This window comes from Erwinia sp. LJJL01 (assembly GCF_047300805.2).
Classification (GTDB): domain Bacteria; phylum Pseudomonadota; class Gammaproteobacteria; order Enterobacterales; family Enterobacteriaceae; genus Erwinia; species Erwinia aphidicola.
Genome location: NZ_CP178576.1, coordinates 2,961,084 through 2,985,675 on the forward strand (window position 1 = coordinate 2,961,084; position 24,592 = coordinate 2,985,675).

The 24,592-nt window shown below is 56.6% G+C and carries 27 protein-coding genes, 1 pseudogene and 1 riboswitch; of the genes and pseudogenes, 16 read left to right on the forward strand and 12 right to left on the reverse strand.

What is annotated here, in order from left to right; translation table 11 throughout:
* Positions 1-69 precede the first annotated feature (69 nt).
* Positions 70-1,095 carry an S-methyl-5-thioribose-1-phosphate isomerase gene (mtnA, locus tag ACLI4M_RS14620; protein ID WP_099753617.1) on the reverse strand — a complete coding sequence of 342 codons (1,026 nt, stop codon included), beginning with the start codon at positions 1,093-1,095 and terminating at the stop codon, positions 70-72.
* A gap of 113 nt (positions 1,096-1,208) precedes the next feature.
* On the opposite strand from mtnA, the gene mtnK reads away from it, so the two are divergent.
* Complete coding sequence (mtnK, locus tag ACLI4M_RS14625) at positions 1,209-2,408, forward strand: S-methyl-5-thioribose kinase (RefSeq protein WP_133624347.1); 1,200 nt, start codon at positions 1,209-1,211, stop codon at positions 2,406-2,408.
* 39 nt (positions 2,409-2,447) lie between these two features.
* Here the strand turns inward: mtnK and fadE are convergent, their stop codons facing one another.
* The gene (gene fadE / locus ACLI4M_RS14630) at positions 2,448-4,892 is read right to left on the reverse strand and encodes an acyl-CoA dehydrogenase FadE (RefSeq protein ID WP_133624346.1); all 2,445 of its coding nucleotides are present in this window, start codon (positions 4,890-4,892) and stop codon (positions 2,448-2,450) included.
* Between the two features lie 218 nt (positions 4,893-5,110).
* On the opposite strand from fadE, the gene lpcA reads away from it, so the two are divergent.
* Both lpcA and ACLI4M_RS14640 read left to right on the forward strand, forming a co-directional pair.
* A complete protein-coding gene (lpcA, locus tag ACLI4M_RS14635; protein WP_048917046.1) occupies positions 5,111-5,689 on the forward strand; it encodes a D-sedoheptulose 7-phosphate isomerase in 579 nt (192 codons plus the stop codon).
* Between the two features lie 158 nt (positions 5,690-5,847).
* Positions 5,848-6,614 (forward strand): annotated as a pseudogene (locus ACLI4M_RS14640) (class II glutamine amidotransferase).
* Here the strand turns inward: ACLI4M_RS14640 and dpaA are convergent.
* The gene (dpaA, locus tag ACLI4M_RS14645; protein WP_048917044.1) at positions 6,585-7,319 is read right to left on the reverse strand and encodes a peptidoglycan meso-diaminopimelic acid protein amidase; all 735 of its coding nucleotides are present in this window, start codon (positions 7,317-7,319) and stop codon (positions 6,585-6,587) included. The pseudogene ACLI4M_RS14640 and the gene dpaA sit on opposite strands and share 30 nt — an antisense overlap.
* Before the next feature lie 225 nt (positions 7,320-7,544).
* On the opposite strand from dpaA, the gene dinB reads away from it, so the two are divergent.
* Positions 7,545-8,600, forward strand: coding sequence for a DNA polymerase IV (dinB, locus tag ACLI4M_RS14650; RefSeq protein ID WP_133624345.1), 1,056 nt, complete (start codon positions 7,545-7,547; stop codon positions 8,598-8,600).
* A 156-nt stretch (positions 8,601-8,756) separates the two neighbouring features.
* Here the strand turns inward: dinB and pepD are convergent, their stop codons facing one another.
* The gene (gene pepD / locus ACLI4M_RS14655) at positions 8,757-10,214 is read right to left on the reverse strand and encodes a beta-Ala-His dipeptidase (RefSeq protein WP_133624344.1); all 1,458 of its coding nucleotides are present in this window, start codon (positions 10,212-10,214) and stop codon (positions 8,757-8,759) included.
* Between the two features lie 262 nt (positions 10,215-10,476).
* Between pepD and gpt the strand changes: the two genes are divergently transcribed.
* The 3 genes from gpt (at position 10,477) to crl (ending at position 12,788) form a co-directional block, all read left to right on the forward strand.
* Positions 10,477-10,935 (forward strand): xanthine phosphoribosyltransferase, encoded by a 459-nt coding sequence (gene gpt, locus ACLI4M_RS14660; RefSeq protein ID WP_048917041.1) that lies wholly within the window; start codon positions 10,477-10,479, stop codon positions 10,933-10,935.
* A 142-nt stretch (positions 10,936-11,077) separates the two neighbouring features.
* Positions 11,078-12,328, forward strand: a complete 1,251-nt coding sequence (frsA, locus tag ACLI4M_RS14665; protein ID WP_099753613.1) for an esterase FrsA — start codon at positions 11,078-11,080, stop codon at positions 12,326-12,328.
* A 58-nt stretch (positions 12,329-12,386) separates the two neighbouring features.
* On the forward strand, positions 12,387-12,788 hold the full coding sequence (gene crl, locus ACLI4M_RS14670) for a sigma factor-binding protein Crl (RefSeq protein ID WP_048917039.1): 402 nt from the start codon (positions 12,387-12,389) through the stop codon (positions 12,786-12,788).
* A gap of 105 nt (positions 12,789-12,893) precedes the next feature.
* Here crl and ACLI4M_RS14675 read toward each other — a convergent pair whose 3' ends face one another.
* Positions 12,894-14,024: a porin gene (locus ACLI4M_RS14675; protein ID WP_062820975.1), complete on the reverse strand. Its 1,131-nt coding sequence runs from the start codon at positions 14,022-14,024 to the stop codon at positions 12,894-12,896.
* Between the two features lie 245 nt (positions 14,025-14,269).
* On the opposite strand from ACLI4M_RS14675, the gene proB reads away from it, so the two are divergent.
* From proB to crcB, 4 genes are all read left to right on the forward strand, one after another.
* Positions 14,270-15,373 carry a glutamate 5-kinase gene (gene proB, locus ACLI4M_RS14680; RefSeq protein ID WP_133624343.1) on the forward strand — a complete coding sequence of 368 codons (1,104 nt, stop codon included), beginning with the start codon at positions 14,270-14,272 and terminating at the stop codon, positions 15,371-15,373.
* 9 nt (positions 15,374-15,382) lie between these two features.
* Positions 15,383-16,636, forward strand: coding sequence for a glutamate-5-semialdehyde dehydrogenase (gene proA / locus ACLI4M_RS14685; protein ID WP_133624342.1), 1,254 nt, complete (start codon positions 15,383-15,385; stop codon positions 16,634-16,636).
* 20 nt (positions 16,637-16,656) lie between these two features.
* Complete coding sequence (locus ACLI4M_RS14690; RefSeq protein ID WP_133624341.1) at positions 16,657-17,283, forward strand: LysE family translocator; 627 nt, start codon at positions 16,657-16,659, stop codon at positions 17,281-17,283.
* Positions 17,284-17,358: 75 nt separating this feature from the next.
* Positions 17,359-17,431, forward strand: a riboswitch (Fluoride riboswitch).
* Between the two features lie 85 nt (positions 17,432-17,516).
* A complete protein-coding gene (gene crcB, locus ACLI4M_RS14695) occupies positions 17,517-17,894 on the forward strand; it encodes a fluoride efflux transporter CrcB (protein WP_133624340.1) in 378 nt (125 codons plus the stop codon).
* Here the strand turns inward: crcB and ACLI4M_RS14700 are convergent.
* The gene (locus tag ACLI4M_RS14700; RefSeq protein ID WP_133624339.1) at positions 17,844-18,659 is read right to left on the reverse strand and encodes a hypothetical protein; all 816 of its coding nucleotides are present in this window, start codon (positions 18,657-18,659) and stop codon (positions 17,844-17,846) included. The genes crcB and ACLI4M_RS14700 overlap by 51 nt on opposite strands.
* Before the next feature lies 1 nt (position 18,660).
* Positions 18,661-18,858, reverse strand: coding sequence for a hypothetical protein (locus ACLI4M_RS14705; protein ID WP_133624338.1), 198 nt, complete (start codon positions 18,856-18,858; stop codon positions 18,661-18,663).
* 167 nt (positions 18,859-19,025) lie between these two features.
* On the opposite strand from ACLI4M_RS14705, the gene iraP reads away from it, so the two are divergent.
* The gene (gene iraP, locus ACLI4M_RS14710) at positions 19,026-19,319 is read left to right on the forward strand and encodes an anti-adapter protein IraP (RefSeq protein ID WP_133624337.1); all 294 of its coding nucleotides are present in this window, start codon (positions 19,026-19,028) and stop codon (positions 19,317-19,319) included.
* 10 nt (positions 19,320-19,329) lie between these two features.
* Here the strand turns inward: iraP and ACLI4M_RS14715 are convergent, their stop codons facing one another.
* Positions 19,330-19,500 carry a hypothetical protein gene (locus ACLI4M_RS14715; RefSeq protein WP_099753612.1) on the reverse strand — a complete coding sequence of 57 codons (171 nt, stop codon included), beginning with the start codon at positions 19,498-19,500 and terminating at the stop codon, positions 19,330-19,332.
* A gap of 139 nt (positions 19,501-19,639) precedes the next feature.
* Here ACLI4M_RS14715 and ACLI4M_RS14720 point away from each other — a divergent pair, with 139 nt between their 5' ends.
* Complete coding sequence (locus ACLI4M_RS14720; protein ID WP_048917026.1) at positions 19,640-20,530, forward strand: dihydrodipicolinate synthase family protein; 891 nt, start codon at positions 19,640-19,642, stop codon at positions 20,528-20,530.
* A 68-nt stretch (positions 20,531-20,598) separates the two neighbouring features.
* Here the strand turns inward: ACLI4M_RS14720 and yjbE are convergent, their stop codons facing one another.
* The gene (gene yjbE / locus ACLI4M_RS14725; protein WP_099753610.1) at positions 20,599-20,841 is read right to left on the reverse strand and encodes an exopolysaccharide production protein YjbE; all 243 of its coding nucleotides are present in this window, start codon (positions 20,839-20,841) and stop codon (positions 20,599-20,601) included.
* A 427-nt stretch (positions 20,842-21,268) separates the two neighbouring features.
* Between yjbE and ACLI4M_RS14730 the strand changes: the two genes are divergently transcribed.
* Together ACLI4M_RS14730 and ACLI4M_RS14735 are read left to right on the forward strand one after the other, a co-directional pair.
* Positions 21,269-21,853: a class I SAM-dependent methyltransferase gene (locus tag ACLI4M_RS14730; protein WP_180276723.1), complete on the forward strand. Its 585-nt coding sequence runs from the start codon at positions 21,269-21,271 to the stop codon at positions 21,851-21,853.
* Positions 21,854-21,928: 75 nt separating this feature from the next.
* Positions 21,929-22,159, forward strand: coding sequence for a hypothetical protein (locus ACLI4M_RS14735; RefSeq protein WP_048917024.1), 231 nt, complete (start codon positions 21,929-21,931; stop codon positions 22,157-22,159).
* A 74-nt stretch (positions 22,160-22,233) separates the two neighbouring features.
* On the opposite strand, the gene ACLI4M_RS14740 is transcribed toward ACLI4M_RS14735, so the two are convergent.
* The 3 genes from ACLI4M_RS14740 to ACLI4M_RS14750 form a co-directional block, all read right to left on the reverse strand.
* Positions 22,234-23,250, reverse strand: a complete 1,017-nt coding sequence (locus ACLI4M_RS14740) for an acyltransferase (RefSeq protein WP_133624336.1) — start codon at positions 23,248-23,250, stop codon at positions 22,234-22,236.
* Between the two features lie 113 nt (positions 23,251-23,363).
* Positions 23,364-23,612 carry a hypothetical protein gene (locus ACLI4M_RS14745; protein WP_133624335.1) on the reverse strand — a complete coding sequence of 83 codons (249 nt, stop codon included), beginning with the start codon at positions 23,610-23,612 and terminating at the stop codon, positions 23,364-23,366.
* A gap of 196 nt (positions 23,613-23,808) precedes the next feature.
* Entirely contained in the window at positions 23,809-24,012 is a 204-nt protein-coding gene (locus ACLI4M_RS14750) for a KTSC domain-containing protein (RefSeq protein ID WP_133624334.1), read from the reverse strand.
* 347 nt (positions 24,013-24,359) lie between these two features.
* On the opposite strand from ACLI4M_RS14750, the gene ACLI4M_RS14755 reads away from it, so the two are divergent.
* On the forward strand, positions 24,360-24,554 hold the full coding sequence (locus ACLI4M_RS14755; protein ID WP_048917021.1) for a hypothetical protein: 195 nt from the start codon (positions 24,360-24,362) through the stop codon (positions 24,552-24,554).
* Positions 24,555-24,592: the final 38 nt, after the last annotated feature.

The window sequence follows — 24,592 nt, forward strand, 5'->3', positions numbered from 1 at the left end:
GGTCGACCCGAGTTGATGATTTGCAGTATTGCAATGGAGACCTTTTTTCCGGTCGACCCATGCCGTCATTCAACCGCGTGGCTGAAACACGCCCGCTTTCACATCTTCTGGTGTTACCACCCCGGTATCCAGCACCCAACCGCTGATCAATGACGCTGGCGTCACATCAAACGCCGGGTTATACACCTGCGCATTTTCCGGCGCCCACTGCACCTCGCCAAAACTGCCCGCCACGCCGGTCACTTCACTGGCGGCGCGCTGCTCAATAGGAATGGCAGAGCCGTCCGGGCATTCGCGATCCAGCGTGGTGTGCGGTGCGGCGACGTAAAACGGCACGTTGTGATAGTGGGCCAGCACGGCGAGGCTGTAGGTGCCAATCTTGTTCGCTACGTCCCCATTGGCGGCAATGCGGTCCGCGCCAACCCAGATGGCATCAACTCTGTTCTGCGCCATCAGGCTGGCCGCCATGGAATCGCAGATCAGATGATAGGGCACGCCCAGCTCGCCCAGTTCCCACGCCGTCAGGCGGCCACCCTGCAGCAGTGGGCGGGTTTCATCCACCCAGACGCTGCTCACCAGCCCCTGCTGCCAGCCGCGGGCAATCACGCCCAGCGCGGTGCCAACGCCTGCTGTCGCCAGGCCGCCGGTGTTGCAGTGGGTCAGCAGGCGGCTGCCGGGAGTAATCAGCGCACTACCCGCGAGGGCAATGCTGTCACACAGCGCTTTATCCTCTTCCACCAGGCGAAGCGCCTCCGCACTCAGCGCGCTGACAAAATCAGGCTGTGCCAGCGCCAGCTTCATGCGGTCGAGATTGTTCATCAGGTTAACCGCCGTCGGGCGCGCAGCCCGCAGGACCTCCAGTGAGGTTGCCAGCTCGGCCTGCGCCATGCCGTTTTCCGCCAGCAGCGCCAGCAGCAGGCTGGCCGACAGGCCAATCAGCGGCGCACCGCGCACGCGCAGCGCTTTGATATGGCCAACCAGCGTGGCAACGTCCGGCGTTGGGCACCAGATCTTTTGCTGCGGCAGAGCCTGCTGGTCAAGGATCCAGAGCTGATTATCACGAACCTGTAAGCTGGTGGTGCTGAGTGTCTGCATGGTTAAATCCTGGTTGCTTTAATGCGTCATATTGTGCCAACATGCATAACGGATGTATAGACGTCTGAACGGCTTATTACAACGAAACGTGTCTTATTTTGAGGGTCAGGTCAATGTCGCAATATCGTACGTTCACCGCAGCGGATGCCGTGGAATATGCTCGCCAGTTCGGCGGCGTGGATAATCCCAACAGTCTGGTTGATTCGCTGGAAGTGGGCGATGGAAATCTTAATCTGGTATTTAAGATTTTCGATACGAATGGCATCAGCCGCGTCATCGTCAAGCAGGCGCTGCCTTACGTGCGCTGCGTCGGCGAGTCCTGGCCTTTAACCCTTGACCGCGCGCGGCTGGAAGCGGAAGTGCTGATCGAACACGGCAAATTCTGCCCGCTGCACACGGTGAATATTCTGCATTACGATGCCGAGCTGGCGGTGATGGTGATGGAAGATCTCTCCGATCATGCCATCTGGCGCGGCGAGCTGGTCAAAGGCGTGGAGTATCCGCAGGCGGCAGGGCAGCTGGGCGAATACCTCGCGCAGACGCTGTTCCACACTTCCGATTTCTTCCAGCATCCTTACCAGAAAAAAGCTGACGTGGTGCGCTTCACTAACCCGGAGCTGTGCGACATCACAGAAGAGCTGTTCTTCAACGAACCGTATGAAGTGCACGAGCGCAACGCCTATCCGCGCGCGCTGGAGCCGCTGGCACAGGCGCTGCGTGATGATGCCGAGCTGCGCGTGGCGGTGGGTGGGCTGAAGCACCGCTTCTACTGCCATGCCGAAGCGCTGCTGCACGGGGATGTGCACAGTGGTTCGATCTTCGTGGCAGAAGGGCGCCTCAAGGTGATTGATGCCGAGTTCGGCTTCTACGGCCCGATGGGCTTTGATATCGGCAGCGCGCTGGGCAATCTGCTTATCAGCTACTGCGCGGCCCCTGGCCTGCTGGCCCCGCGTGAAGCGGCCGCTGCGCGTGAAAATCGGCTGAAAGACGTGCGTGAAGTGTGGCTGAGCTTTGCCGGGCGCTTCCTGGCGCTGGCGGCGGAGAAGAGCCGTGACCGCGCGCTGGCCGTCCCGGGGTATGCGCAGGCGTTCCTCGATAAAGTGTGGCGTGACACCATTGGCTACTGTGGCACCGAAGTGATCCGCCGTACCGTCGGCATGTCGCAGGTGGCGGATATTAAGCAGATTAGCGATGAAGGGATGCGCGTCGAGTGCGTGCGTCAGGCGATCACGCTGGGCCGTAGCCTGATCCTGCTGGCTGACCACGTGGCGGATATTGATGCGCTGATTGCGCGCATTCGCCAGAACGGGTAATGCAAATAGACGGGGCGACCAGATGGTCGCCCCGTTTAATTACGCCGCTTCAATCTTTCGCTGCGGCTGCTCCTCTTTCACCGGCTGGGTTGCCAGCGCATCGGCAGCAAACTCATCGACGTTAATCGAACGCAGGCGGCTGGCTTCGGCGCGGATCAGCACGTCGGCCTCCTCCTGAGTCACCCATCCTTTCTCTAATCCTTCGGCCGCCAGTGCATCAAGGCGGGTAAAGGAGAGGTGTTTTTTCTGCTGTTTACACAGGCGGTCATGGATAACTTCCGCCGCCATCACATGCTGCAGCGCCTCTTCCAGCTGGCCTGCCGGATTATGCTCGCTCGGCGTCAGATACTGACCGCGACCGAGGCGGCTACGGGTGGCGGAAGGAATTTGCAGAATGCGTGCCAGCTGGTGATCGAGACGGTCCGACGGCGCCCGGCAGTGGCGCCCGGTCGGGAACACCACCACGCGCATCAGTCCGGCCACCAGGCGGTTAGGGAAGTTACGCAGCAGGTCGTCAATCGCCCCTTCTGCCTGATTCAGCGCATCCTGCACGCCCCAGTGCAGCAGCGGCAGATCGGCTTCGTTACGGCCCTCATCCTCATAGCGTTTCAGCGCGGCAGAGGCCAGATAAAGCTGGCTCAGCACATCGCCCAGGCGCGCCGAGATCCGTTCGCGGCGTTTCAGGCTACCGCCCAGCACCGACATCGACACATCCGACAGCAGGGCGAGGTTGGCGCTGATGCGGTTAAGATGCTGATAGTAGCGGCGCGTAGCGTCACGGGTTGGCGTGGCGCTGGTCAGGCCGCCGGTCAGGCCCAGCCAGAAGCTGCGCATTTTGTTGCTGCCGACGTGGCCGATATGGCTGAACAGCGCCTTATCAAAGGCCACCACGTTGTTGCTCTGCGCCGCAGCCATCTCGTCCAGCACGTAAGGATGGCAGCGAATCGCCCCCTGGCCGAAGATAATCATGCTGCGGGTCAGAATGTTGGCGCCTTCCACGGTAATGGCAATCGGTGCGCCCTGATAAGCGCGGGCGAGGAAGTTGCTGTTACCGAGCATAATGCCTTTACCGCCAGCAATATCCATCGCATCGACGATTGCCCGCTGGCCGCGGTGGGTACAGTGATATTTCACGATGGCCGACAGCACCGCCGGTTTTTCGCCGAGCATAATCCCACTGGTGATCAATGAGGCAGCAGCATCCATCACGTAAGCATTACCGGCAATGCGCGCCAGCGGCTCTTCAATCCCTTCCATCTTGCCAATCGGCAGGCGGAACTGACGGCGAATATGGGAGTAAGCCCCAATCGCCATCGCAATGCTTTTCAGGCTGCCGGTGGAGTTCGACGGCAGGGTGATACCGCGCCCGACGGACAGGCACTCAACCAGCATGCGCCAGCCCTGACCCGCCATTGACGGCCCGCCGATAATAAAATCGATGGGGACAAAGATATCCTGACCGCGCGTCGGGCCGTTCTGGAACGGCACGTTAAGCGGGAAGTGGCGCTGGCCAATTTCGACGCCTGGCGTCTGGGTTGGGATCAGCGCACAGGTGATACCCAGTTCAACCGTATCCCCCAGCAGGCGCTCCGGATCCGAGAGTTTAAACGCCAGGCCGAGCACGGTGGCGATAGGCGCGAGGGTGATATAGCGTTTATTCCAGGTCAGGCGCATACCCAGCACCTGTTGACCCTGCCAGTCACCCATGCACACTACGCCAACGTCCGGGATAGCACCGGCATCAGAACCCGCTTCCGGGCTGGTCAGGGCAAAGCAGGGGATCTCCTGACCGCGTGCCAGGCGTGGCAGATAGTGATCTTTCTGCTGTTCGGTGCCGTAGTGCTGCAGCAGCTCGCCTGGGCCAAGGGAGTTTGGCACGCCGACGGTAATCGCCAGGATACCGGAAACCCCGGCCAGCTTTTGCAGCACCCGCGCCTGAGCGTAAGCCGAGAACTCCAGCCCGCCGTACTCTTTCTTGATGATCATCGCGAAGAAGCGGTGCTGCTTCAGGTAAGCCCACAGCTCCGGCGGCAGGTCGGCCATTTCGTGAGTGATCTGGAAATCATTCGCCATGCGGCAGGCTTCTTCCACCGGGCCATCGATAAATGCCTGCTCTTCCGCCGTCAGCTTAGGTTGCGGATAGTTATGCAGTTTTTTCCAGTCCGGCGCGCCGCGGAACAGATCGCCTTCCCACCAGGTGGTCCCGGCGTCGATGGCTTCTTTCTCCGTGCGTGACATTGGCGGCATCACTTTCTGGAAGGTTTTTAGCGTCGGTTTGCTAAACAGCGCACGGCGCATCGGCAGGAGATTGAACGGCAGCAGGATAAGCGCCAGTGGCAGCAGCAGCCACAGGCTCCACAGCCCGGAAAAACCGAGAGCTGCGGTCCATATCAGCAGGATAGCGCTACCTGCCAGCAGGTTGACGCGGTGATAAAATAGCGCGCCGATCAGTACGATCGTCGCCACAATGCTGAGAACCATCATAACGTGTGCTCCGTAAGTAGTAAGAGGTCCGACCTGTTGGTTATATGTTTAGATTATCATCACTGCGGCCGCAATCTGTTTACATAATAATTACAACCTGGCTCACAAAGCGGCGGCACAAAGCGTTAATCCCCCAGGCTGTCGGGGAGATCGCTTCCCGCTTAACGGGCAACTTGATAAACTCCGGCGGTAACTCTTTCCTAAAAAGGACATCCCCTATGTACCAGGACCTCATTCGCGCCGAGCTGAACGAAGCGGCAGACACGCTGAATAAATTTCTAAGCGAAGATGCAAATATCGAGTCGATTCAGCGTGCGGCGGTTTTACTGGCTGACTCATTCAAAGCGGGCGGGAAAGTGCTCTCCTGCGGTAACGGCGGTTCCCACTGTGACGCGATGCACTTCGCCGAAGAGCTGACCGGCCGCTACCGCGAAAACCGTCCGGGCTACCCGGCGATCGCCATTTCAGATGTCAGCCACCTCTCCTGCGTCAGCAACGATTTTGGCTACGATTTTGTCTTCTCGCGCTATGTTGAAGCGGTAGGGCGCGCGGGGGATGTACTGCTGGGGATCTCCACTTCCGGCAACTCGGCCAACATCATCAAAGCGGTTGAAGCGGCGCGTGCGCAGGGGATGAAAGTGATCACCCTGACCGGTAAAGATGGCGGTAAAATGGACGGCGTGGCCGACGTAGAAATCCGCGTACCGCACTTTGGCTATGCCGACCGCATTCAGGAGATCCACATTAAGGTGATTCATATCCTGATGCTGTTGATCGAAAAAGAGATGGTCAAATAATCCTCGTTATCTTTCACGCCGCCAGTGCGTGGGCTGCTCTCGCGAACCCCGGTTACTTACTGATGTAAGCTTCCGGGGATTCACTTGCTTGCCGCCTGCCTGCAGCGCGAAATAGTGAGGGGATTGGGTCTGCTTCTAATTTTCACTGAGGTAATTCTATGTGCGAACTGCTCGGGATGAGCGCCAATGTCCCGACGGACATCTGTTTTAGCTTTACCGGGCTGGTGCAGCGCGGGGGGGAACGGGTCCGCATAAAGATGGCTGGGGCATTACCTTTTATGAAGGAAAGGGCTGCCGCACATTTAAAGATCCACAGCCCAGCTTCCAGTCGCCGATTGCGCGCCTGGTGCAGGAGTACCCGATAAAATCCTGTTCGGTCGTGGCGCATATTCGCCAGGCCAACCGCGGGGAAGTGTCGCTGGAAAACACCCATCCGTTTACCCGTGAGCTGTGGGGCCGCAACTGGACCTATGCCCACAACGGGCAGCTGAAGGGGTATAAAAACCTCGATACCGGCCCCCATCGTCCGATTGGTGAAACCGACAGTGAACTGGCATTCTGCTGGCTACTGCACAAGCTGACCACGCGCTATCCGCGCACGCCAGGCAACTGGCCGGCGGTATTCCGCTATATCGCCGAACTGGCGGGTGAACTGCGTGGGAAGGGGGTATTTAATATGCTGCTGTCGGACGGGCGCTATCTGATGGCGTTCTGCTCGACCAATCTGTTCTGGATCACCCGGCGCGCGCCGTTTGGCAAAGCCAAGCTGCTGGATCAGGATGTGGAGATTGATTTTCAGAAGCAGACCACACCGAACGATGTGGTCACCGTGGTCGCCACCCAGCCGCTAACGGCGAATGAAACCTGGCACAAGATTGCGCCAGGCGAGTGGGCGTTATTTTGCCTGGGTGAGCGCGAGCGCTGAGTCAGGTGCCGTTGTGCCGTTCGACATTGGGCGGCTCAACACATATTTGCCATCGCTGACGCTGACAAACGGCGGCTGCTTCGTCTGCACGAACTGCGCATATCCCGGCTGTAGCTGTTTCCAGAAATTGTAATAGGTTGAGTAGCGGTGGCGCTGCATATTACTTTCCGTCATGCGGAATGGATAGATGCTCACCTCAACACGCGGCTGGCCATTGCGCAGTGCGGCTTCCACATAGTGATAAATCTCATCCATATAGGCATCGGTCATGGCATAGCAGCCAATCGACACGCAGTTGCCGTGGATCATCAGATATTTCCCCTGATAACCCTGCTGACGATCGTACTCGTTCGGGAAACCGACGTTAATTGCCCGGTAGAAGCGGCTATCAGGCTTCAGCTGGGAGAGCCCCACGCTGTAGAAACCTTCCGGGCTTTTGAAGTCACCCTGCACGCGTTTTGGCCCAAGGCCGCCGGAGAAATTACAGATGCGATAACTGTTGAGCAGGCGATATTCGTTGCCGATCTTGCCGTAAAGCTCAAGCGTGCGCTCTTCTTTGAAAATTTGCAGATACACGGGGGTGCCGAGTAATTGTTTCTTTAACTCTTTGCTTACCGGCGCCAGAGGGGTAACCGCATCGGGTACGCTGGCGAAGACAACGGCTGGCAGAAAAATCATCGCAAACAGCAGTGCGATTTTGCCCATTCTGTTTCCCTTGAAAAGTAGGGGTGGAAAGCAACGCCGGAAGGCGTCTGTTAACTGACAATATAGGACGAATCCACTATCGCTGCGTCACATTAGCATTGTCTATTTTTTTAGCAAGATAGTGAAGGATAAAAAGCGGCAATTTAGTGATGACCGACGTTTATGCGCTGCATTGAACTCTGCAAAATTGACTGTATACTTATCCAGTATCGTCGGAGGGGGGTTATGCGTAAAATTATTCACGTGGATATGGACTGCTTTTTCGCCGCAGTGGAAATGCGCGATAATCCGTCCCTGCGCGACATTCCCATCGCCATTGGCGGCAGCGAAAAACAGCGCGGCGTGATCAGCACCGCGAACTACCCGGCACGTAAATATGGCGTACACAGCGCGATGTCCACTGCGATGGCGCTGAAGCTCTGCCCCCACCTGACGGTGATCCCCGGCCGCTATGAAGCTTATAAAGAAGCCAGCGCGCATATTCGCGACATCTTCTCACGTTTTACCCCGCTGATTGAGCCGCTGTCGCTGGATGAAGCCTATCTCGATGTCTCCGACAGTGTGCACTGCCACGGCTCCGCCACCCTGATCGCCCGCCAGATCCGCGACACTATTCAGCAGGAGCTTAATCTCACCGCTTCGGCAGGCGTGGCGCCGGTCAAGTTTCTGGCTAAAATCGCCTCCGATTTAAACAAGCCCAACGGCCAGTTTGTCATCACCCCCGATGAAATGGCGCCGTTCCTGCTGACGCTGCCGCTGGCAAAGATCCCAGGCGTGGGGAAAGTCACCGCGCGCAAGCTGGAGGAGCTGGGGCTGACGACCTGCGGCGACGTGCAAAAAACCGATCTGACGCTGCTTTTGAAGCGCTTCGGTAAGTTCGGGCGCGTACTGTGGGAGCGCTGCAACGGTATTGACGAGCGCGAAGTGGTCACCGAGCGCCAGCGTAAATCCCTCGGCGTGGAGCGCACGCTGTCGCAGGATATCCACGACTGGGAAGACTGCCTGGAGATTATCGACCGCTTATACGACGAGCTGGAAAGGCGCTTGAGCAATATTCGCCCGGATCGGCAGATTGCTCGCCAGGGCGTCAAGCTGAAGTTCAATGATTTCCAGCTGACCACCCAGGAGCACGTCTGGCCGGAACTGAATAAAGCCGATTTGATTGCGATAGCGCGCAAAAGCTGGGATGAACGGCGCGGCGGGCGCGGAGTCAGGCTGGTGGGGCTGCATGTCACCATGCTGGATCCGCAGATTGAGCGGCAGCTGTTGCTGGGGTTGTAAAAAGAAACTCGGGCCGATCGAAAAAAATGGTCGGTCCTGAAAACACGGGCCGATCGAAAAAAATGATCGGCCTTGAAAACACGGGCCGATCGAAAAAAATGATCGGCCCCTACAGTAGGGGCGGACCCTCTTTTTCGGTCCGCCCGATGCGCCGGGTTATTTAACCGGAATCGCCTGCAGTAACGCGGTCAGCAGCTGCCAGTACAGGCCAACGCTCTTAATATGTACCTGCTCATCCGGCGAGTGTGGCCCGGTAATGGTTGGCCCAATCGACACCATATCCATCTGCGGGTACGGCTCTTTAAACAGCCCGCACTCCAGGCCGGCGTGGATCACCTGAATATTCGGCGTTTTATCAAACAGCTTTTCATAGGTTTCACGCACCAGCGCCATCACTGGTGAGGTGGCATCCGGCTGCCAGCCAGGGTAGCTGCCTTTCGCCAGCGTTTTAGCACCGGCCAGTTCGCCGAGCGCAGTTAGCATTTCCACCACGTAATCCTTGCCGCTGTCGATCAGCGAGCGGATCAGGCAGTTGATTTTCGCTTCATTACCGTCAAAGCTCACCACGCCGACGTTCAGCGAGGTTTCCACCACGCCTTTCATCACGTCAGAGTTGCGGATCACCCCGTTCGGCGTGGCGTTCAGCAGGGCAATAAAGGCATCGCGGCTGCTGGCGTTTAACGCCTGCCCGGTGCTGGCAACGTCTTCCGTCACGATGGTGATATTTTTCTCTTTCAGGCTCAGCTCGTTTTGCAGCGTCAGCAGGTAGCCCGCCGCCAGCGATTTCAGCTTGTCGACCTGCTCCGGCGCAACGGCCAGGGTGGCAAAAGCTTCACGCGGGATGGCGTTACGCAGCGTGCCGCCGGTGAAGTCCACCAGCCGCAGGTCGAGATCCTTGGCGTGAGTAAACAGGAAGCGCGCCAGCAATTTGTTGGCATTACCCAAACCGACGTGAATATCACAGCCGGAGTGGCCGCCTTTCAGACCTTTTAGGGTGAGCTTCAGCGTCTGGAAACCTGAAGGGATAGCTTCACGGCTCAGGGGCAGGGTGCTGGTAAAGTCGATACCGCCGGCGCAGCCCATATAGATCTCACCTTCCTCTTCGGAGTCGGTGTTGATCAGAATATCGGCCTGCAGCCAGCCAGCCTTGAGGCCGAATGCACCGGCCATGCCGGTCTCTTCGGTCATGGTTAGCAGCACTTCCAGCGGTCCATGCTGCAGGCTGTTATCGGCCAGCACGGCCAGCGCAGACGCCATGCCGATGCCGTTATCCGCGCCCAGCGTGGTGCCGCGCGCTTTCACCCACTCACCATCGACCCATGGCTGAATCGGATCTTTGGTGAAGTCATGTACCGTGTCGTTATTTTTCTGCGGCACCATGTCAAGGTGCGCCTGCAACGCCACCGGCTGGCGGTTCTCATAACCTGGGGTTGCTGGTTTGCGGATCAGGATGTTGCCAACCTGGTCACGTTCGTTCCACAGACCCTGCTCGCTCGCCCACGACATGATATGGGCAGCCAGCTGCTCTTCATGATAGGAAGGATGCGGAATGGAGCAGATTTTGGCAAAAATATCCCACAGCGGCTGCGGGGATAATTGAGACAATTCAGACACGATAACTCTCCTGTGTCAGCATCACCGACCTGCCGCGCTGGCAGGGGGCATGCAGTGATATCGGTTAGACGATTCCCGCCAGCGGATCCGGCGCGATGGCAAAAGAATATCACCGATTATCGCCTCATGCTTCTTTCGCCCCAGGAAAAAAGGGTCTGGAGGGCCACTGGTGCTGGTTTTTAGCGCCTCAGATCACTATAATTTCGCGCAACCGCTCCCATTGCACAATTTTTAAGCCAGGTTTACTGGTCGGGATTCTTTTATGAGTGAAAAATACGTCGTCACCTGGGACATGCTGCAAATCCATGCCCGTAAACTTGCCCAGCGCCTGCTGCCTGCTGAACAGTGGAAAGGCATTATCGCCGTGAGCCGTGGGGGCCTGGTGCCTGCTGCGCTGCTGGCGCGCGAGCTGTGCATCCGCCATGTGGATACCGTTTGCATCTCCAGTTATGACCACGATAATCAGCGCGAAATGAAAGTGCTGAAGCGTGCCGAAGGCGATGGCGAAGGCTTTATTGTGATTGATGACCTGGTCGACACTGGCGGCACTGCCCAGGCGATCCGCGATATGTACCCGAAAGCGCACTTCGTGACGATTTTCGCCAAGCCTGCCGGTCGTCCACTGGTTGACGACTACATTATCGACATCCCGCAGAACACCTGGATTGAGCAGCCCTGGGACATGGGCGTGGTTTATCTTCCACCGCTGGTTAAAGGCTGATCCCGCCACGCTGGCTCTCTCAGCGCTGCGTGAGATCAAAGTGCGCCCGGTTATGCCGGGCGCATCTGTTTTTACTCTTCGCGTCAATCCCCGGCCTACGGTAGACTAAAACACTACTAGCACGCCGGAGGACCTCCCTGTTATGTCGCCGAAAAATCTCAGCGAAGAACTGTTCAAGCCGCGCTTCAAGCACCCGGAAACTTCATCGCTGGTGCGCCGTCTCGCCCACCATAATCCGCTAAGTATTCACTCCGCGCTGGACGGGGAGAATCATGCTGGCTGGTATCGCATGATTAACCGCCTGCTGTGGAGCTGGCGCGGCATCTCTCCGCAGGAGATTAGCGAAGTGCTGGCGCGCATTGCCGCCAGCAACGTGGAGCATACCGATGACAAACTGCTGGATACGGTGATTGGCTATCGCGGCGGCAACTGGATTTACGAGTGGTCGAAGCAGGGCGCACAGTGGCAGCAGAAAGCCAGCGAGTGCAGCGACGATGCGCAGGCAGGTCAACACTGGCTGCATGCCGCCAACCTCTACAGCGTGGCGGCTTACCCGCATCTTAAAGAGGATGAGCTGGCGGAGCAGGCGCAGCTGCTGGCCAGCCGTGCCTATGAAGAAGCCACCAACCGCTTGTCTGGCGAGCTGAAAGAGCTGGAGTTTGCCATTCCCGGCGGTAGCCCGGTGATCGGCTTCCTGCATATGCCTGCCGATGTGAAAGCGCCGTATCCTACGGTCATCATGTGCGGCAGCCTCGACGCGCTGCAGAGCGACCATTATCGCCTGTTCCATGACTACCTGGCGCCGCGCGGCATTGCGATGCTGACGCTGGATATGCCGTCGGTCGGGTTCTCCGCGAAATGGAAGCTGACGCAGGACTCCAGCTTCCTGCATCAGCAGGTGCTGCGCCAGCTGAATACCGTGCCGTGGGTCGACCATACGCGCGTGGCGGCGTTTGGCTTTCGCTTCGGCGCCAACGTCGCGGTACGGCTGGCGTATCTGGAAAGCCAGCACCTGCGCGCCGTGGCCTGCCTGGGGCCGGTGGTGCATAGCCTGCTGAGCGACACTAACCTACAGGACCGCGTGCCGGAGATGTATATGGATATGCTCGCCAGCCGTCTTGGCATGTCGAGCACCTCGGACAGCGCTCTGCGCACTGAACTGAGCCGCTTCTCGCTAAAAATTCAGGGACTGCTGGGACGCCGCTGCCCGGTGCCCATGCTGTCCGGTTACTGGCCGCACGATCCTTTCAGCCCGGAAGAGGAGTCGCGCTTAATCGTCAGCTCTTCCAGCGCCGGGCGGCTGTTAAAAATCAATCCCACCCCGGCGATGGGCAACTTCGATAAGGCAGTTCGCGATATTTGCGACTGGATATCGGAGCGTTTACGCGCATGAGTTGCCATAATTCATGGTTTTGCGCTACAACTATAGGCCCAATGAAGGAGGTTAAGCGATGACGTTACCGAGTGGACACCCGAGGAGTAAGCTGATTAAGCGCTTTCACTCTTTAGGTCCTTATATCAGAGAAGGAAAATGTGAGGGTGACCGTTTCTTCTTTGACTGTCTGGCAGTTTGCGTCAATGTGAAACCCGCACCCGAGCTGCGTGAGTTCTGGGGCTGGTGGATGGAGCTTGAAGCTCAGTCCGACCATTTTACCTATGAGTATCACTTTGGCCTGTTCGATAAAGAAGGCAACTGGAAGCCATCGACGGTGAAAGGTAAGGATAATAATGCCCGGCTCGAAGAGACGTTGCGTAATTTCCACGAACGTTTGAAAGCCCAGCTGGCAGAGCTGAAGTTAGGGCTGGTTCCGGCGGCAGATTTCGCCGACGAACCGGTGAAGCTCACCGCGTAAAATCTGAAATAAAAGAAAAGGCTGGATAACTCCAGCCTTTTTTATAGACACATAACGAGGGGTAAGGCTCACTGTGGCAGTGGCGTTGTCACAGTGTTGACAGCGTTAGAACTGATACATCACGCCGACAGCAACGATATCGTCGGTGTTGAGACCGAGTTTATTGTCGTCGTTCAGCAGGTTGACTTTGTAATCTACGAAGGTCGACATGTTTTTGTTGAAGTAGTAGGTGGCGCCGATATCAACAAATTTGTACAGGTCAGCATCGCCAATCCCGTTTTCCATATCTTTGCCTTTGGTCTGCACGTAGGCCAGTGACGGGCGCAGGCCGAAATCAAACTGATACTGCGCAACCAATTCAATGTTCTGCAGTTTGTTCACGTAGCCAGAAACTGCCGTGGTGGTGCCGTTCTGCGTGAAGGTGGCGCCGCTGTTAATGGGATTCATGTTACGCGTTTCAGCGTAAGTACCGGCCAGATAAACCCCGTTGTTGTCATATTTCACCCCGGTTGCCCAGGCTTCCGCTTTCTCACCTGCACCGTAAGTTGACTCTTTCTGCGTCTGGATAAGACGGTTAGAAGAAGAGACTGCCCCGTTGACGGTCAGACCTTCAATAATTCTGTACGACAGTGATGCGCCATAGCCGTCGCCGTTAGAGACGTTGGCATTACGGGTAGAGGATGCGTCGTTTTTGCCCTGGTACTGTAAGGCAAACTTCAAACCATCAACCAGACCGAAGAAGTCATTGTTACGGTAGGTCAGCATGCCGTTACCACGGGTCAGCATGTAGGTGTCAGCGCGGGTATAAGCCGTTGCGCCGAACTCTGGCATCATATCGGTGAAGGCTTCAACGTCGTAGATCACGCCGTAGTTACGGCCGTAGTCGATTGAGCCGTAATCCTTCAGTTTCAGACCGGCAAAGCCCAGACGGGTTTTGTTGCCAGACTGTGCGTCAGAACCCCCTTCGGAGTTGCTCAGGCTGAAGTTATATTCCCACTGGCCGTAGCCGGTCAGCTGGTCGTTAATCTGGGTCTGACCTTTGAAGCCGATACGGGTATAAGACTTGTCAGCATTGTTGCTGGCGTTAGTATCCGCATCGCTCATATAACGCATTGCTTTAACTTTGCCGTAGAAATCCAGCTTATTGCCGTCTTTGTTATAGACTTCTGCGGCTTGTGCAGCGGTGGACAGAGCCAGAGCCGCGGTTAAGATTGCCAGTGCGCTTTTCTTCATCATTTTCAATCAATCCCGAAAGAGTAAAATTTTTAAGTGGCCCGAAGGCTCTGCTGAAAGCACGGACTTTTTACCCTTTCTCCATTAAAGATTTATTACAGTTTTCAACATTTCTTGTTAATTGCGAACTTTTGGTCTAGCGAGTGGTCAGGCCTTTTTCGCCGTTTTCCCTTGATGGCTGTTGGCTTCAGCCACCACACCTGCTAAAACGTTTCTCTGTACTCTTTTTTACGAATGGCAGGAATTTAATGAGCAGCAGTCAGACCCTGGTAGTCAAACTGGGGACCAGCGTACTGACCGGCGGATCGCGTCGGCTGAATCGGGCACACATCGTTGAGCTGGTGCGTCAGTGCGCGCAGCAGCACGCGGCGGGCCACCGGATTGTCATTGTTACCTCGGGCGCGATGGCGGCCGGGCGTGAGCATCTTGGCTACCCCGAACTGCCCCCGACCATCGCCTCTAAGCAGCTGCTGGCTGCGGTGGGGCAGAGCCGCCTGATCCAGCTGTGGGAACAGTTGTTCTCAATTTACGGCATCCACATCGGCCAGATGCTGCTGACCCGCGCAGACCTTGAAGATCGCGAGCGGTTTCTCAACGCCCGCGACACCATGCGTGCGCTGCTCGACAACCATATCGTGCCAGTGATTAATGAAAATGACGCCGTTGCTACCGCGGAAATCAAAGTGGGTGATAACGACAATCTGTCGGCGCTGGCGGCGATTCTGGCCGGTGCCGACAAGCTGCTGCTGCTGACCGATCAGCCGGGGCTGTTTACCGCCGATCCGCGTAATAACCCGCAAGCAGAACTGATCAGCAACGTCCACGGCATTGATGATGCGCTGCGTGCACTGGCCGGGGATAGCGTGTCCGGCCTCGGCACCGGTGGCATGGCGACCAAACTGCAGGCCGCCGACGTCGCCTGCCGGGCGGGCATCGACACCATTATCGCCGCCGGTAGCCGCCCCGGCGTGATTGCCGATGTCATCGCCTGCAACCCGGTCGGTACGCGTTTCCACGCCTTTGAAACGCCGCTGGAGAACCGCAAACGCTGGATCTTTGGTGCGCCGCCCGCCGGTGAGCTGGTGGTCGATGACGGCGCGCTGTCGGCGATCCTCGAACGCGGCAGCTCTCTGCTGCCGAAAGGCATCCGCGAAATCAGCGGTAACTTCTCGCGTGGCGAAGTGATCCGTATTCGCAGCCTGCAGGGGCGCGACGTTGCCCACGGCGTATCGCGCTATAACAGCGATGCAATGCGCATGATTGCCGGGCACCACTCCCAGCAGATCGGCGAAATTTTAGGTTATGAATATGGTCCGGTTGCCGTGCACCGCGACGATATGATTGTTTCTTAAGGAACGCGCATGCTTGAACAAATGGGTAAGGCCGCTAAGGCCGCCTCGTACCAGCTGTCGGTGCTCTCCACCGCCGAGAAAAATCAGGTCCTGATGACCATTGCCGATCGCCTGGAAGCGCAGAGTGCGCCTATCCTTGCGGCCAACCAGCTTGACCTTGCCGATGCGCGCAGCCACGGCATGAGTGAAGCGCTGCTCGACCGCCTGATGCTGAACCCGGCGCGGCTGAAGGGGATTGCCGACGACGTTCGTCAGGTGTGCCGCCTGGCCGATCCTGTTGGGGTAGTGATCGACGGCGGCAAGCTCGACAGCGGGCTGCGCATTGAGCGCCGCCGCGTGCCGCTTGGCGTGGTTGGGGTGATCTACGAAGCGCGCCCGAATGTGACCGTGGACGTCGCCACGCTGTGCCTGAAAACCGGTAATGCGGCGATCCTGCGCGGCGGTAAAGAGACATACCGCACCAACGCCGCTACCGTGCGGGTGATCCAGGATGCCCTGCAGCAGCATGGCCTGCCAGCGGGTGCGATTCAGGCGATTGAAAGCCCGGATCGGGAGCTGGTGAATCAGCTGCTGAAGCTGGATCGCTATGTCGATATGCTGATCCCACGCGGCGGGGCAGGGCTGCACAAGCTGTGTCGCGAACAGTCGACCATCCCGGTGATCACCGGTGGGATCGGCGTTTGCCATATCTATGTGGATAAGAGTATTGAGCTGGAAGCCGCGCTGAAGGTGATCGTTAACGCCAAGAAACAGCGCCCGAGCGCCTGTAACTCGGTGGAAACGCTGCTGATTGATGCGCAAATTGCCGACAGCTTCCTGCCTGCGCTGAGCGCGCGCATGGCCGCAGAAGGTATCACCCTGCATGCCGACGCACGCTCTCTGCCGCTGCTCAGCAGCGGCCCGGCGGCGGTCAGCGCCGTGACGGAACAGCAGTATCGCGATGAGTGGCTGGCGCTGGATCTTAACGTCAAGCTGGTGGATGACCTCGACGAGGGCATTGCCCACATTCGCGAGTATGGCACTCAGCATTCGGACGCTATTCTGACGCGCACCATTCAGCATGCTGACCGCTTCGTTAACGAAGTGGACTCCTCAGCGGTATATGTCAACGCCAGCACGCGCTTTACCGACGGTGGGCAGTTTGGCCTGGGCGCGGAAGTGGCGGTCAGCACCCAGAAGCTGCACGCCCGCGGCCCGATGGGGCTGGAAGCGCTAACCACCTACAAGTGGGTGGCCTACGGCGACGATACGATTCGCGGTTAACAGAGAGTAAGGCGGTTTAAATGGTCACGCTCGCGCAGATTATTCCCTTTGCCGCCATTGCCCTCGGCATGGTGTTAACGCCCGGTCCGAATATGATCTATCTGATCTCGCGCTCGCTCTGCCAGGGGCGCAGGGCAGGGTATATTTCACTGTGCGGCGTGGCGCTCGGTTTTATGTTTTATATGGTCTGTGCCGCGCTGGGGATTACCGCGCTGCTGATGGCGGTGCCACTGGCGTATGACGCGCTGCGATTTGCCGGGGCAGCCTATCTGCTGTGGATGGCGTGGCAGGCGATTTTCGGCGGGAGGTCGCCTTTCCAGCTGCGCGACCTGCCGCCGGACAGCCCGCGCAAGCTGTTCAGCATGGGGCTGCTCACCAACCTGCTTAACCCGAAAACCGCGATAATCTATCTGACGCTGCTGCCGCAGTTTATCCACCCCGAACAGGGCCACGTGCTGGCACAGTCGCTGACGCTGGGCATCACGCAGATCGTCACCAGTATGCTGGTCAACGGAACGATCATTTTTGCTGCGGGAACGATTGCCGCCTTCCTCGCGACGCGCCCCGGCTGGCAGAAACTGCAGCGCTGGCTGATGGGCACCGTGCTGGCGGGCCTGGCGGTGAAGATGGTGGTGGATAAGCGCTAAGAAATTAGTGTACGCAGGATATTAACTCCTGCTGTATAGGCCACTTGCAAAACGAGGGTTCGCTGATTATCTTAATCGCTATAAGGTGATGGTGTTCCACCTTTCCCAACCGCCTCGTCCGTAAGGGGCTGATGACGCCTGATAACCCTGACTCTGTTCAACCAGAGGCGGGTGTATCAGGCTATCTGTTTATTTGCCTGCTGGCACCCGCCTCGAAATTCGCTGAGGAACTTATGCTGAAACCTTTACTTGCTGTCATGTTGGGCGGTGCCTTTGGCTGTGCGTTACGCTGGCTGCTGTCGTTGCGTCTCAACGCGCTGTTTCCCAACCTGCCGCCCGGCACGCTGCTGGTCAATCTGGTGGGCGGGCTGATTATCGGCTTAGCGATGGCATGGTTCCTGCGCCATCCGCAGGTCGATCCGACCTGGCGCTTGCTGATTATTACCGGCATGTGCGGCGGCCTGACCACCTTTTCCACATTCTCGCTGGAGGTCGTGACGTTGATGCAGGCCGGCAACTATCTGTGGGCTATTGCTTCGGTGATGATCCACGTGCTGGGTTCACTGCTGATGACCATCGCCGGATTCTGGCTGGTCTCGCTGCTTTTCTGAGGGCTGCTCTTCATCTTTTAACGCCAGCGCGCTGGCGCTGGCCGCATCAAACAGCGAAAAACTCTCAATCTGGTCCAGCATGATCACCTTGCGAAACGCCATTGCCGACTTAGGCTCTGACTCCAGCGTAATGCCATGCTCGGCATACCAGCGGCTGTAGTTATGCTCAATATTGAGATTTAAGGTCTTTCCATCACGATAGCCGCTCAGCATCGGGATCAGCACCACATTGGCGGTTATCTCAGGCTCAAACGACGCCGTGTGGATCATGCCGATATAGATGCGCCGTGATTTCAATGTCACCCATGCCAGCTCGCCTTCCTCCATACACTGAAACAGCAGCCCCTCGACGCCATTGGAGCGCGAGAGCTTCTTATACAATTTTTTGCGGTCAGAGCTGTTAAGGCGTGCGCTGCCGGACCAGTTGGAGCGATAAAAACAGAAGGCGACGGCGAAGGTCAGCATGACCACAACGGGGGCCTGAATGCCTAAAAAGCTCCAGGTCATAAATTCAACTTGCCACTGATGATGCAGGCCATCAGCCAGCTGCGGGATAGCATTGAAAATAGCCGAGACCAGCAGCAGCAGCAGCCAGATAAGCGCGGTGGCGATCACCCCTTGCAGGACGAAAATACAGCCGTACAGAGCAACCAGGAAGTAAACATCCCAGCCAAACGACCGTTTGATTTTGAAGCGGGTGGAAAGGTCGCGGCTGGTATACCAGTAACCGCAGACCATCAGCACCATAAAAATGGCCGTTCCCATTTTATGCCCTCTTCAGTATCGCTACGTGGCGGGCAAAATCGGCGCGCACTTCCGGGCTGGAAATATTGACCATTGCACTGCCATCTTCGTCGATCAGGATGCGCTCACCCTCTTCAATTGATTCGGCGATGTCATTCTGGCTCATCACCTGTAGCAGGTACTCCGGGCTGGAAAACAGGGACGTGATATAACGAAACATGGGCTCTCCTTAACTTATCTGCCAAGCCTGGCAGCAGGCAGCCGATCCCGCTATAGGAGGAAAGCGCATTTATGGGCAAACAGGGGCAATAAGGTGATCAAATCCTGTTTACCCGTTTCGGGGGGAATGGTAATTTCTTACGAATAAACTGAGAGGATAAAAGTACGATGAAGCAGTTGGTGATCGATATTCTGATGAAAATGGCCAAAATGGATGTGGATAACAAAGAGCTAACCGCTCAGGTTGAGGCGCAGTCGCTGCTGATTGCGGCACTGCTGCTGACCGTGGGTAAGGGGACCTCTTCCTCTATTTCAGACAATATCCAGAATGCCATTCTGACCGCCTCCCAGAGCGGAGACGGTTTCCTGCAAACGGACGTTGACCTGCTGTTGACCCATGTAAACCGCCTGCTGGCGGTGACGCGCTATGTGGATGAAGCGGCGCCTGCCGCAGACGGTTAATCATCACGCATTATCGGTAGACCTCACCGCACAGCAGCACCACGTTGGGGCGGCGCTGATGAATGCGTTCAGCCATCTGTTCGCAGGCGTAGCGGCTGGGAAAGATATGCTCAGATACCGGAAGTGCATCACAGGCGTCATGCCCACAGGCGCTGACGAGTAAAACGAAGCCAATTAACATCTTTCACTCCTTTGATAATCCGGTTTGCTTATCAGTATAGGTGACAAGCTCAGTACCAGCCTGTTCCACACGTGCTGAGCGGTTGAAGTTTCTGCTATCTGTCGTTGTTCACCGTCAGGCGGTGTAATAAGGAGTTTCTGTGGCACTGTTTCAAGGACTTTCTGCTTTTCCCATCACCCCGACTGACGCCGCTGGCGTAGTGGATATCCGCGCGCTGGAAAAACTGCTGCTGCGCCTGAAACATGCCCGGGTCGATTCTGTCGGTTTACTCGGTAGCACCGGTCTTTACGCTTATCTCCGCCGTGAGCAAAAGCAGCGCGCTATTGAAGCGGCGGTGGCCTGTCTGGGGGATATTCCGGTGATTGCCAGCGCCGGGGCGTTGCGTACCGATGATGCCTGCCAGCTGGCTGCCGATGCCGCACAAGCGGGCGCACGCGGTATTTTGCTGGCTCCGGTCTCCTATACGCCGCTGTCTGACGAAGAGGTATTCCAGCACTATGCCGCCGTGGCGCAGGCCAGCGATCTGCCGATCTGTATCTACCATAACCCGGGCACCACGCACTTTACCTTTTCACCTGAACTGCTGCAGCGCCTGGGAACCCTTCCGCAGATTCAGGCGCTGAAACAGCCTGCTCAGCCCGCGACCCGTCGCGATGATGTCAATGAACTGCGCGCCCGCTTTGCCCCGGGTTTTGCCGTGGGTTTTAGCGGTGACTGGAATGCGGGCAATGCCTTGCTGGCAGGGGGCGATCTGTGGTTCAGCGTGCTGGGTGGGCTACTGCCGCAGCACGCACAGGCACTGATGCGGGCGGCTCAGGCGGGGGATGCAGAGCAGGTGGCCGAGCTGAATCAGATACTGGCGCCGATGTGGCAGCTGTTCCAGCGTCTCAGCAGCCTGCGGGTGATGTATGCCGCTGTAGAGATTCTGGGGATTTGCCAGCCTGTGTTACCCCGTCCGTTACTGGGACTGGATCGGGCAGAGCGGCAGGAGATCGAACAGGTGCTGAACGCACTGTTGGATAAAATCTGAGGCGCTAACGGATGAATGGCCTTGCGCTGCATGCAAGGCCATGAGCTGCTGTGCGTTCTAAAATTTAATCAGTGCGCAACCGTTGAGGTTGTCGTTGTGGTGGTGCCGGTGTTCGAGCCATCGCCGCCGCTGGACGTCGCGAGAGCGATACCCAGCAGCGCGGCAACGGCGCCAACGCCAACGGCATTAGAGGTGCCATCAGACATTGACGATGCGCTGCTGCCTGCTGCTTCACCCGCTCCGGTCACGGCCCAGGTACTGCTGCTGCCTGCCAGTAATGCCAGCAATAAAAGTGATTTGACGCGTTTCATATTATTATCCTCGGGCGTTGAGATTCTGGTGCTGCAGAGGAAGCATAATGAGATTTATGGCGAGGTGAAATGGGTGAACAACGGCAAAAATAGCCGCACTCCAGTACCGCTGGATGCTAAAAAGATCCATTAATAACCGGACCTGTTGTGTCATCTATCCCTGTATGCCACGCGTGATAACACGGCGGCAATGCAATAGTGAGATTTTTCCCGTCGCCTGCGCGGTTAACCCTGGCTGTGAAAGATGGCCGTAATAAGCTGGAAATCCACGCTATTTTTCAGAATATCCTCTGATGCTCTCGATCTGGCTGAAAAGTGTGCAATTTTTGCGATTTATCCTGGTTTTAGGGGGATCCTGCAGGTTTTAAGAACTTGTTAACCAAGTTATGGCCTACTGGACTAAGTCAAATTGGCCAGGGGATGAAAGATGTTGTTGACCGCACTGTCGTATATCAAAGATAAAACCGGTTACTTACAAGAGTTTATCGCCGATCCGCGCAAAACCGGGACCATTGCTCCCTCTTCCCAAACGCTGTGTAAAACCATGTCAGACGCCGTCGAATGGCAGCAGTGCCTGCGCGTAGCGGAATTAGGTGCCGGGGAGGGCGTGTTAACCCGCCATCTGCTAAGCAGAATGCGGGCGGATGCCAGCCTGCTGGCTTTCGAAACCAACCCGCGCTTTCATCCGCGCCTGGCATCCCTGCATGACAATCGTTTACAGGTGAGCGGCGAGTCGGCGGAAACGCTGGAGGGGGAGTTTGATGCGATATTTTCCGGCCTGCCGCTGCTGTCGCTGCCCCACGGGGTGCGCCACCGCATTCTGCAGCGTGCCGCCGAACAGCTGAGTGAAAACGGCGTGTTTGTTCAGTTCCAGTACACCTCATTATCCGAGCCGCTGCTCTCTGAATACTTCGCCTGGAACCGCACGCGCGTGCTGGCTAACCTGCCGCCTGCATGGGTGTATCGTGGGCACTCACTAACCCGCTTACCCTGGGCCAGCGCGGCTCGCTAATGCGAATGTTCCTACTCTGCCTGGCAATTGTGTCAGATTTGCTATGCTTAACCTTTAGCCAAAGAGGAGGAGAAGATGAGCAGTGAAACAGAAGTGCCGGTTACGAACGAGGAAGAAGTGTGCAATATCATCGGTAAAGCCGTGGTTGACCTCAGCATCACGGGACAACCGGTCAACAAAGCCACGCTGGGCCTGAAGCTGCTGGCAATGGCCGATCAGGATAGCGATGACGAACGTATTTTACTCTACTGGATTGCCCGCAGGGCCATCAATCAACCGCACAAATTTGCGGAGGCAAGGTACTGACTACCTGCCTGTAGCCGGGGCTGCTGCCCCCGGAAATACGCGGCCGTTCAGTGATATGCTGGGCGGCCATCGAGCTACACCAGCTTGCGCAGCCACGGCACGCGCATCACCAGTGCAATAATCAGCGAAGAGAGTATAAACACTGCCAGCGCTACGGCTGGGATGGTGAACGCCGAGTAGTAACCATTGAACTCCACTGCCACCAGGCGCAGCACGCTCTCCAGCACCAGCATATGCACAAAGAAGATACCTACGCTGAGCTTTGCCTGACCGCGAATCGCCAGATTAACGCGCCGGGTAAATTGTAATGGCGCATTCAGCAGCATAAAGAAACAGGCCAGCGCCAGCGTAACGACCGTCGGCGCAGAATAGAACAGAAAAATTCCGTCCGGCCTGCCGATACTGCGCGACAGCGAGTACTCCATCACCGCAGTCAGCACCGCGCTGAGCACGAATATCACCGAGGCGATAGTCACTTTTGGCGCGAGCTTATAACGCCTTACTACGCCACCAATAATATAAAAGCCGGAAAGGTAGACCACCATATCGATATTACTGGGGTTCTGTAGAAGGTGATTTTCCAGCACGCTCTCTTTGAAGTTATCAAACAGCATATAGACCGATGCCAGCGCGAACCAGACGGCGAGAATATAGTTGATGCGCTGCTGGCTGCCGTGTTGAATAAAGGTATTAAGCAGCGGAGTGACCAGGTAGAGCAGAATTAGCGTGTAAATGAACCACAGATGGCTGTAGGCCGGGGTGCTGAGTAAATCCAGCAGGCTAAAGGGTTTTGGGCTGTCATTCACCGTGCGGTCGTAGACAAAATAGATAATTGTCCAGGCCACCAGCGGGATCAGCAAATCCAGCACGCGCGTTTTTAGCGTGCTGAGCAGGGATTCATTTTTATTTAGAGAGATATAGCCCGCAATCAGCAGGAAAAGCGGAAATGAAATTCGCCCCAGCGTGTCATACATCACTGCAACCGACCAGCCGTTATGAAATGAGCCGTAGGGGATCTCTGCGGTGTGCAGCAGGATCACCAAAAAGGTCGCAATCAGCGTAAGTAATTTAATATTGAGGGTTTTCAACAACAGATTCCTTTGCTAGGGCAGCACTGCAAAGTCTCTACAGGCTTCAACTTAGGGTAAATGTAACATACCTTGGTAAAATCCTGCTGTGTTTACCCGCAAAATTTGCCGTTTGTTTAGCTGGGATGCGTTTCTACGGTAATTTGCGCCGCGCAGCTTTCACCGGGTTTGACCACGCGGAATTCTGCTTTGCCCTGATGCACGTAGATACAGGCGCGCCCCGCATCACCGCCATCCTGCTCCTGCGACAGGGATATCGAAAGGGTTTGCGCGCTGGAAACGGCTATCAACGCGGCGTACAGCGCCAGCGTGGCGCAAATCAACCGGGCTTTAGTGAGCTTTAATTTACTTTCCGATAGCAACATGGGTGCCCTCCGTGAGCGCAGGCTGTCAATAGGGCTGGCGCTGGAGGCGAGGATCCAGAGCGCAACACCATCAATGAAGATAAACGTCTGGCAATATCGGCGTTAACCGCCCGGCGACTCTATGGGATAACTCTTATTTTGAGTGGTAGCAATACGATGGCGGAAGCGCTGCTGCTTCCGCCCGTGGGCTACGGCATTAATGCTGGGAAAACTGATGCTTAATGTGCTGATAGAAGAAAGACCCCTTAGACGGGGAGGCCATAAAGAAGTGCCATGTTGTCAGAGGAACATCGCAATAGGTCCAGGTACCGTGGCCCAGAGTTTCAACTTCCAGTATGCGCTTATCTGCATCGTAACCCACTGAATGAATTGCGGATGATGCAACGGTCTGTCGTTTCATTTCAACCTCCTTTTATCATCGGTAAGGTTAAAATTTAAGCTGATTTTTGCCCGTTTATCCTGTCAGGGATCAAGAAAATTTATCTTTTGGCACGAAAGGTTAATCGAAGCGGCAGAAAAAGAGGGGGGAAAGGGGGGAGAAAAATAAGCCTCGGGAAGTGGGAAACCCAGCAACACTTCCTGAGGCCATGCAAATGCATAATTCGTTACAGGAGTTACTTTAGCCGCTTCGCCAAACTTGTACAAGTTTATTTTTCTTTGTACAACTTTGTCCGGCGGGGTAAAAAGCGTGACGAAAAGGGGCCAAACTTGCTAGAGTGCGTTTTTACTGTTTTAGCGGAAATGATTATGTCGAACGAAATTGCCCATCCGTCCAGCAGCCCGAAGCAGGCTGCCTTACAGCTGGTGATTGAACTGGTACGTGCGGGGAAGCTCAGCCCGCTGCAGGGAGATGCATCAAATATGATCTCTATCTACGAGCAGTTTAAAACGCATTTTGAAGCGGATAAACAGAAACACGCCTCGGGTTCAGCCATCTCCTGATCTTCAGCTTTGATGCGGTCAGCTACGGGGTGCTCCGT

Excerpts from the sequence above, each read along its gene's own strand:
- ACLI4M_RS14745 (WP_133624335.1), bottom strand. The coding sequence starts at position 23,612 with ATGTTGCTATCGGAAAGTAAATTAAAGCTCACTAAAGCCCGGTTGATT.
- proB (WP_133624343.1), top strand. The coding sequence starts at position 14,270 with ATGAGCAGCAGTCAGACCCTGGTAGTCAAACTGGGGACCAGCGTACTG.
- proA (WP_133624342.1), top strand. The coding sequence starts at position 15,383 with ATGCTTGAACAAATGGGTAAGGCCGCTAAGGCCGCCTCGTACCAGCTG.
- crcB (WP_133624340.1), top strand. The coding sequence starts at position 17,517 with ATGCTGAAACCTTTACTTGCTGTCATGTTGGGCGGTGCCTTTGGCTGT.
- crl (WP_048917039.1), top strand. The coding sequence starts at position 12,387 with ATGACGTTACCGAGTGGACACCCGAGGAGTAAGCTGATTAAGCGCTTT.
- ACLI4M_RS14690 (WP_133624341.1), top strand. The coding sequence starts at position 16,657 with ATGGTCACGCTCGCGCAGATTATTCCCTTTGCCGCCATTGCCCTCGGC.
- lpcA (WP_048917046.1), top strand. The coding sequence starts at position 5,111 with ATGTACCAGGACCTCATTCGCGCCGAGCTGAACGAAGCGGCAGACACG.
- ACLI4M_RS14735 (WP_048917024.1), top strand. The coding sequence starts at position 21,929 with ATGAGCAGTGAAACAGAAGTGCCGGTTACGAACGAGGAAGAAGTGTGC.
- ACLI4M_RS14750 (WP_133624334.1), bottom strand. The coding sequence starts at position 24,012 with ATGAAACGACAGACCGTTGCATCATCCGCAATTCATTCAGTGGGTTAC.
- dpaA (WP_048917044.1), bottom strand. The coding sequence starts at position 7,319 with ATGGGCAAAATCGCACTGCTGTTTGCGATGATTTTTCTGCCAGCCGTT.
- ACLI4M_RS14715 (WP_099753612.1), bottom strand. The coding sequence starts at position 19,500 with ATGTTAATTGGCTTCGTTTTACTCGTCAGCGCCTGTGGGCATGACGCC.
- ACLI4M_RS14705 (WP_133624338.1), bottom strand. The coding sequence starts at position 18,858 with ATGTTTCGTTATATCACGTCCCTGTTTTCCAGCCCGGAGTACCTGCTA.
- ACLI4M_RS14700 (WP_133624339.1), bottom strand. The coding sequence starts at position 18,659 with ATGGGAACGGCCATTTTTATGGTGCTGATGGTCTGCGGTTACTGGTAT.
- iraP (WP_133624337.1), top strand. The coding sequence starts at position 19,026 with ATGAAGCAGTTGGTGATCGATATTCTGATGAAAATGGCCAAAATGGAT.
- mtnK (WP_133624347.1), top strand. The coding sequence starts at position 1,209 with ATGTCGCAATATCGTACGTTCACCGCAGCGGATGCCGTGGAATATGCT.
- fadE (WP_133624346.1), bottom strand. The coding sequence starts at position 4,892 with ATGATGGTTCTCAGCATTGTGGCGACGATCGTACTGATCGGCGCGCTA.
- yjbE (WP_099753610.1), bottom strand. The coding sequence starts at position 20,841 with ATGAAACGCGTCAAATCACTTTTATTGCTGGCATTACTGGCAGGCAGC.
- ACLI4M_RS14755 (WP_048917021.1), top strand. The coding sequence starts at position 24,360 with ATGTCGAACGAAATTGCCCATCCGTCCAGCAGCCCGAAGCAGGCTGCC.
- ACLI4M_RS14675 (WP_062820975.1), bottom strand. The coding sequence starts at position 14,024 with ATGATGAAGAAAAGCGCACTGGCAATCTTAACCGCGGCTCTGGCTCTG.
- mtnA (WP_099753617.1), bottom strand. The coding sequence starts at position 1,095 with ATGCAGACACTCAGCACCACCAGCTTACAGGTTCGTGATAATCAGCTC.
- dinB (WP_133624345.1), top strand. The coding sequence starts at position 7,545 with ATGCGTAAAATTATTCACGTGGATATGGACTGCTTTTTCGCCGCAGTG.
- frsA (WP_099753613.1), top strand. The coding sequence starts at position 11,078 with ATGTCGCCGAAAAATCTCAGCGAAGAACTGTTCAAGCCGCGCTTCAAG.
- gpt (WP_048917041.1), top strand. The coding sequence starts at position 10,477 with ATGAGTGAAAAATACGTCGTCACCTGGGACATGCTGCAAATCCATGCC.
- ACLI4M_RS14730 (WP_180276723.1), top strand. The coding sequence starts at position 21,269 with ATGTTGTTGACCGCACTGTCGTATATCAAAGATAAAACCGGTTACTTA.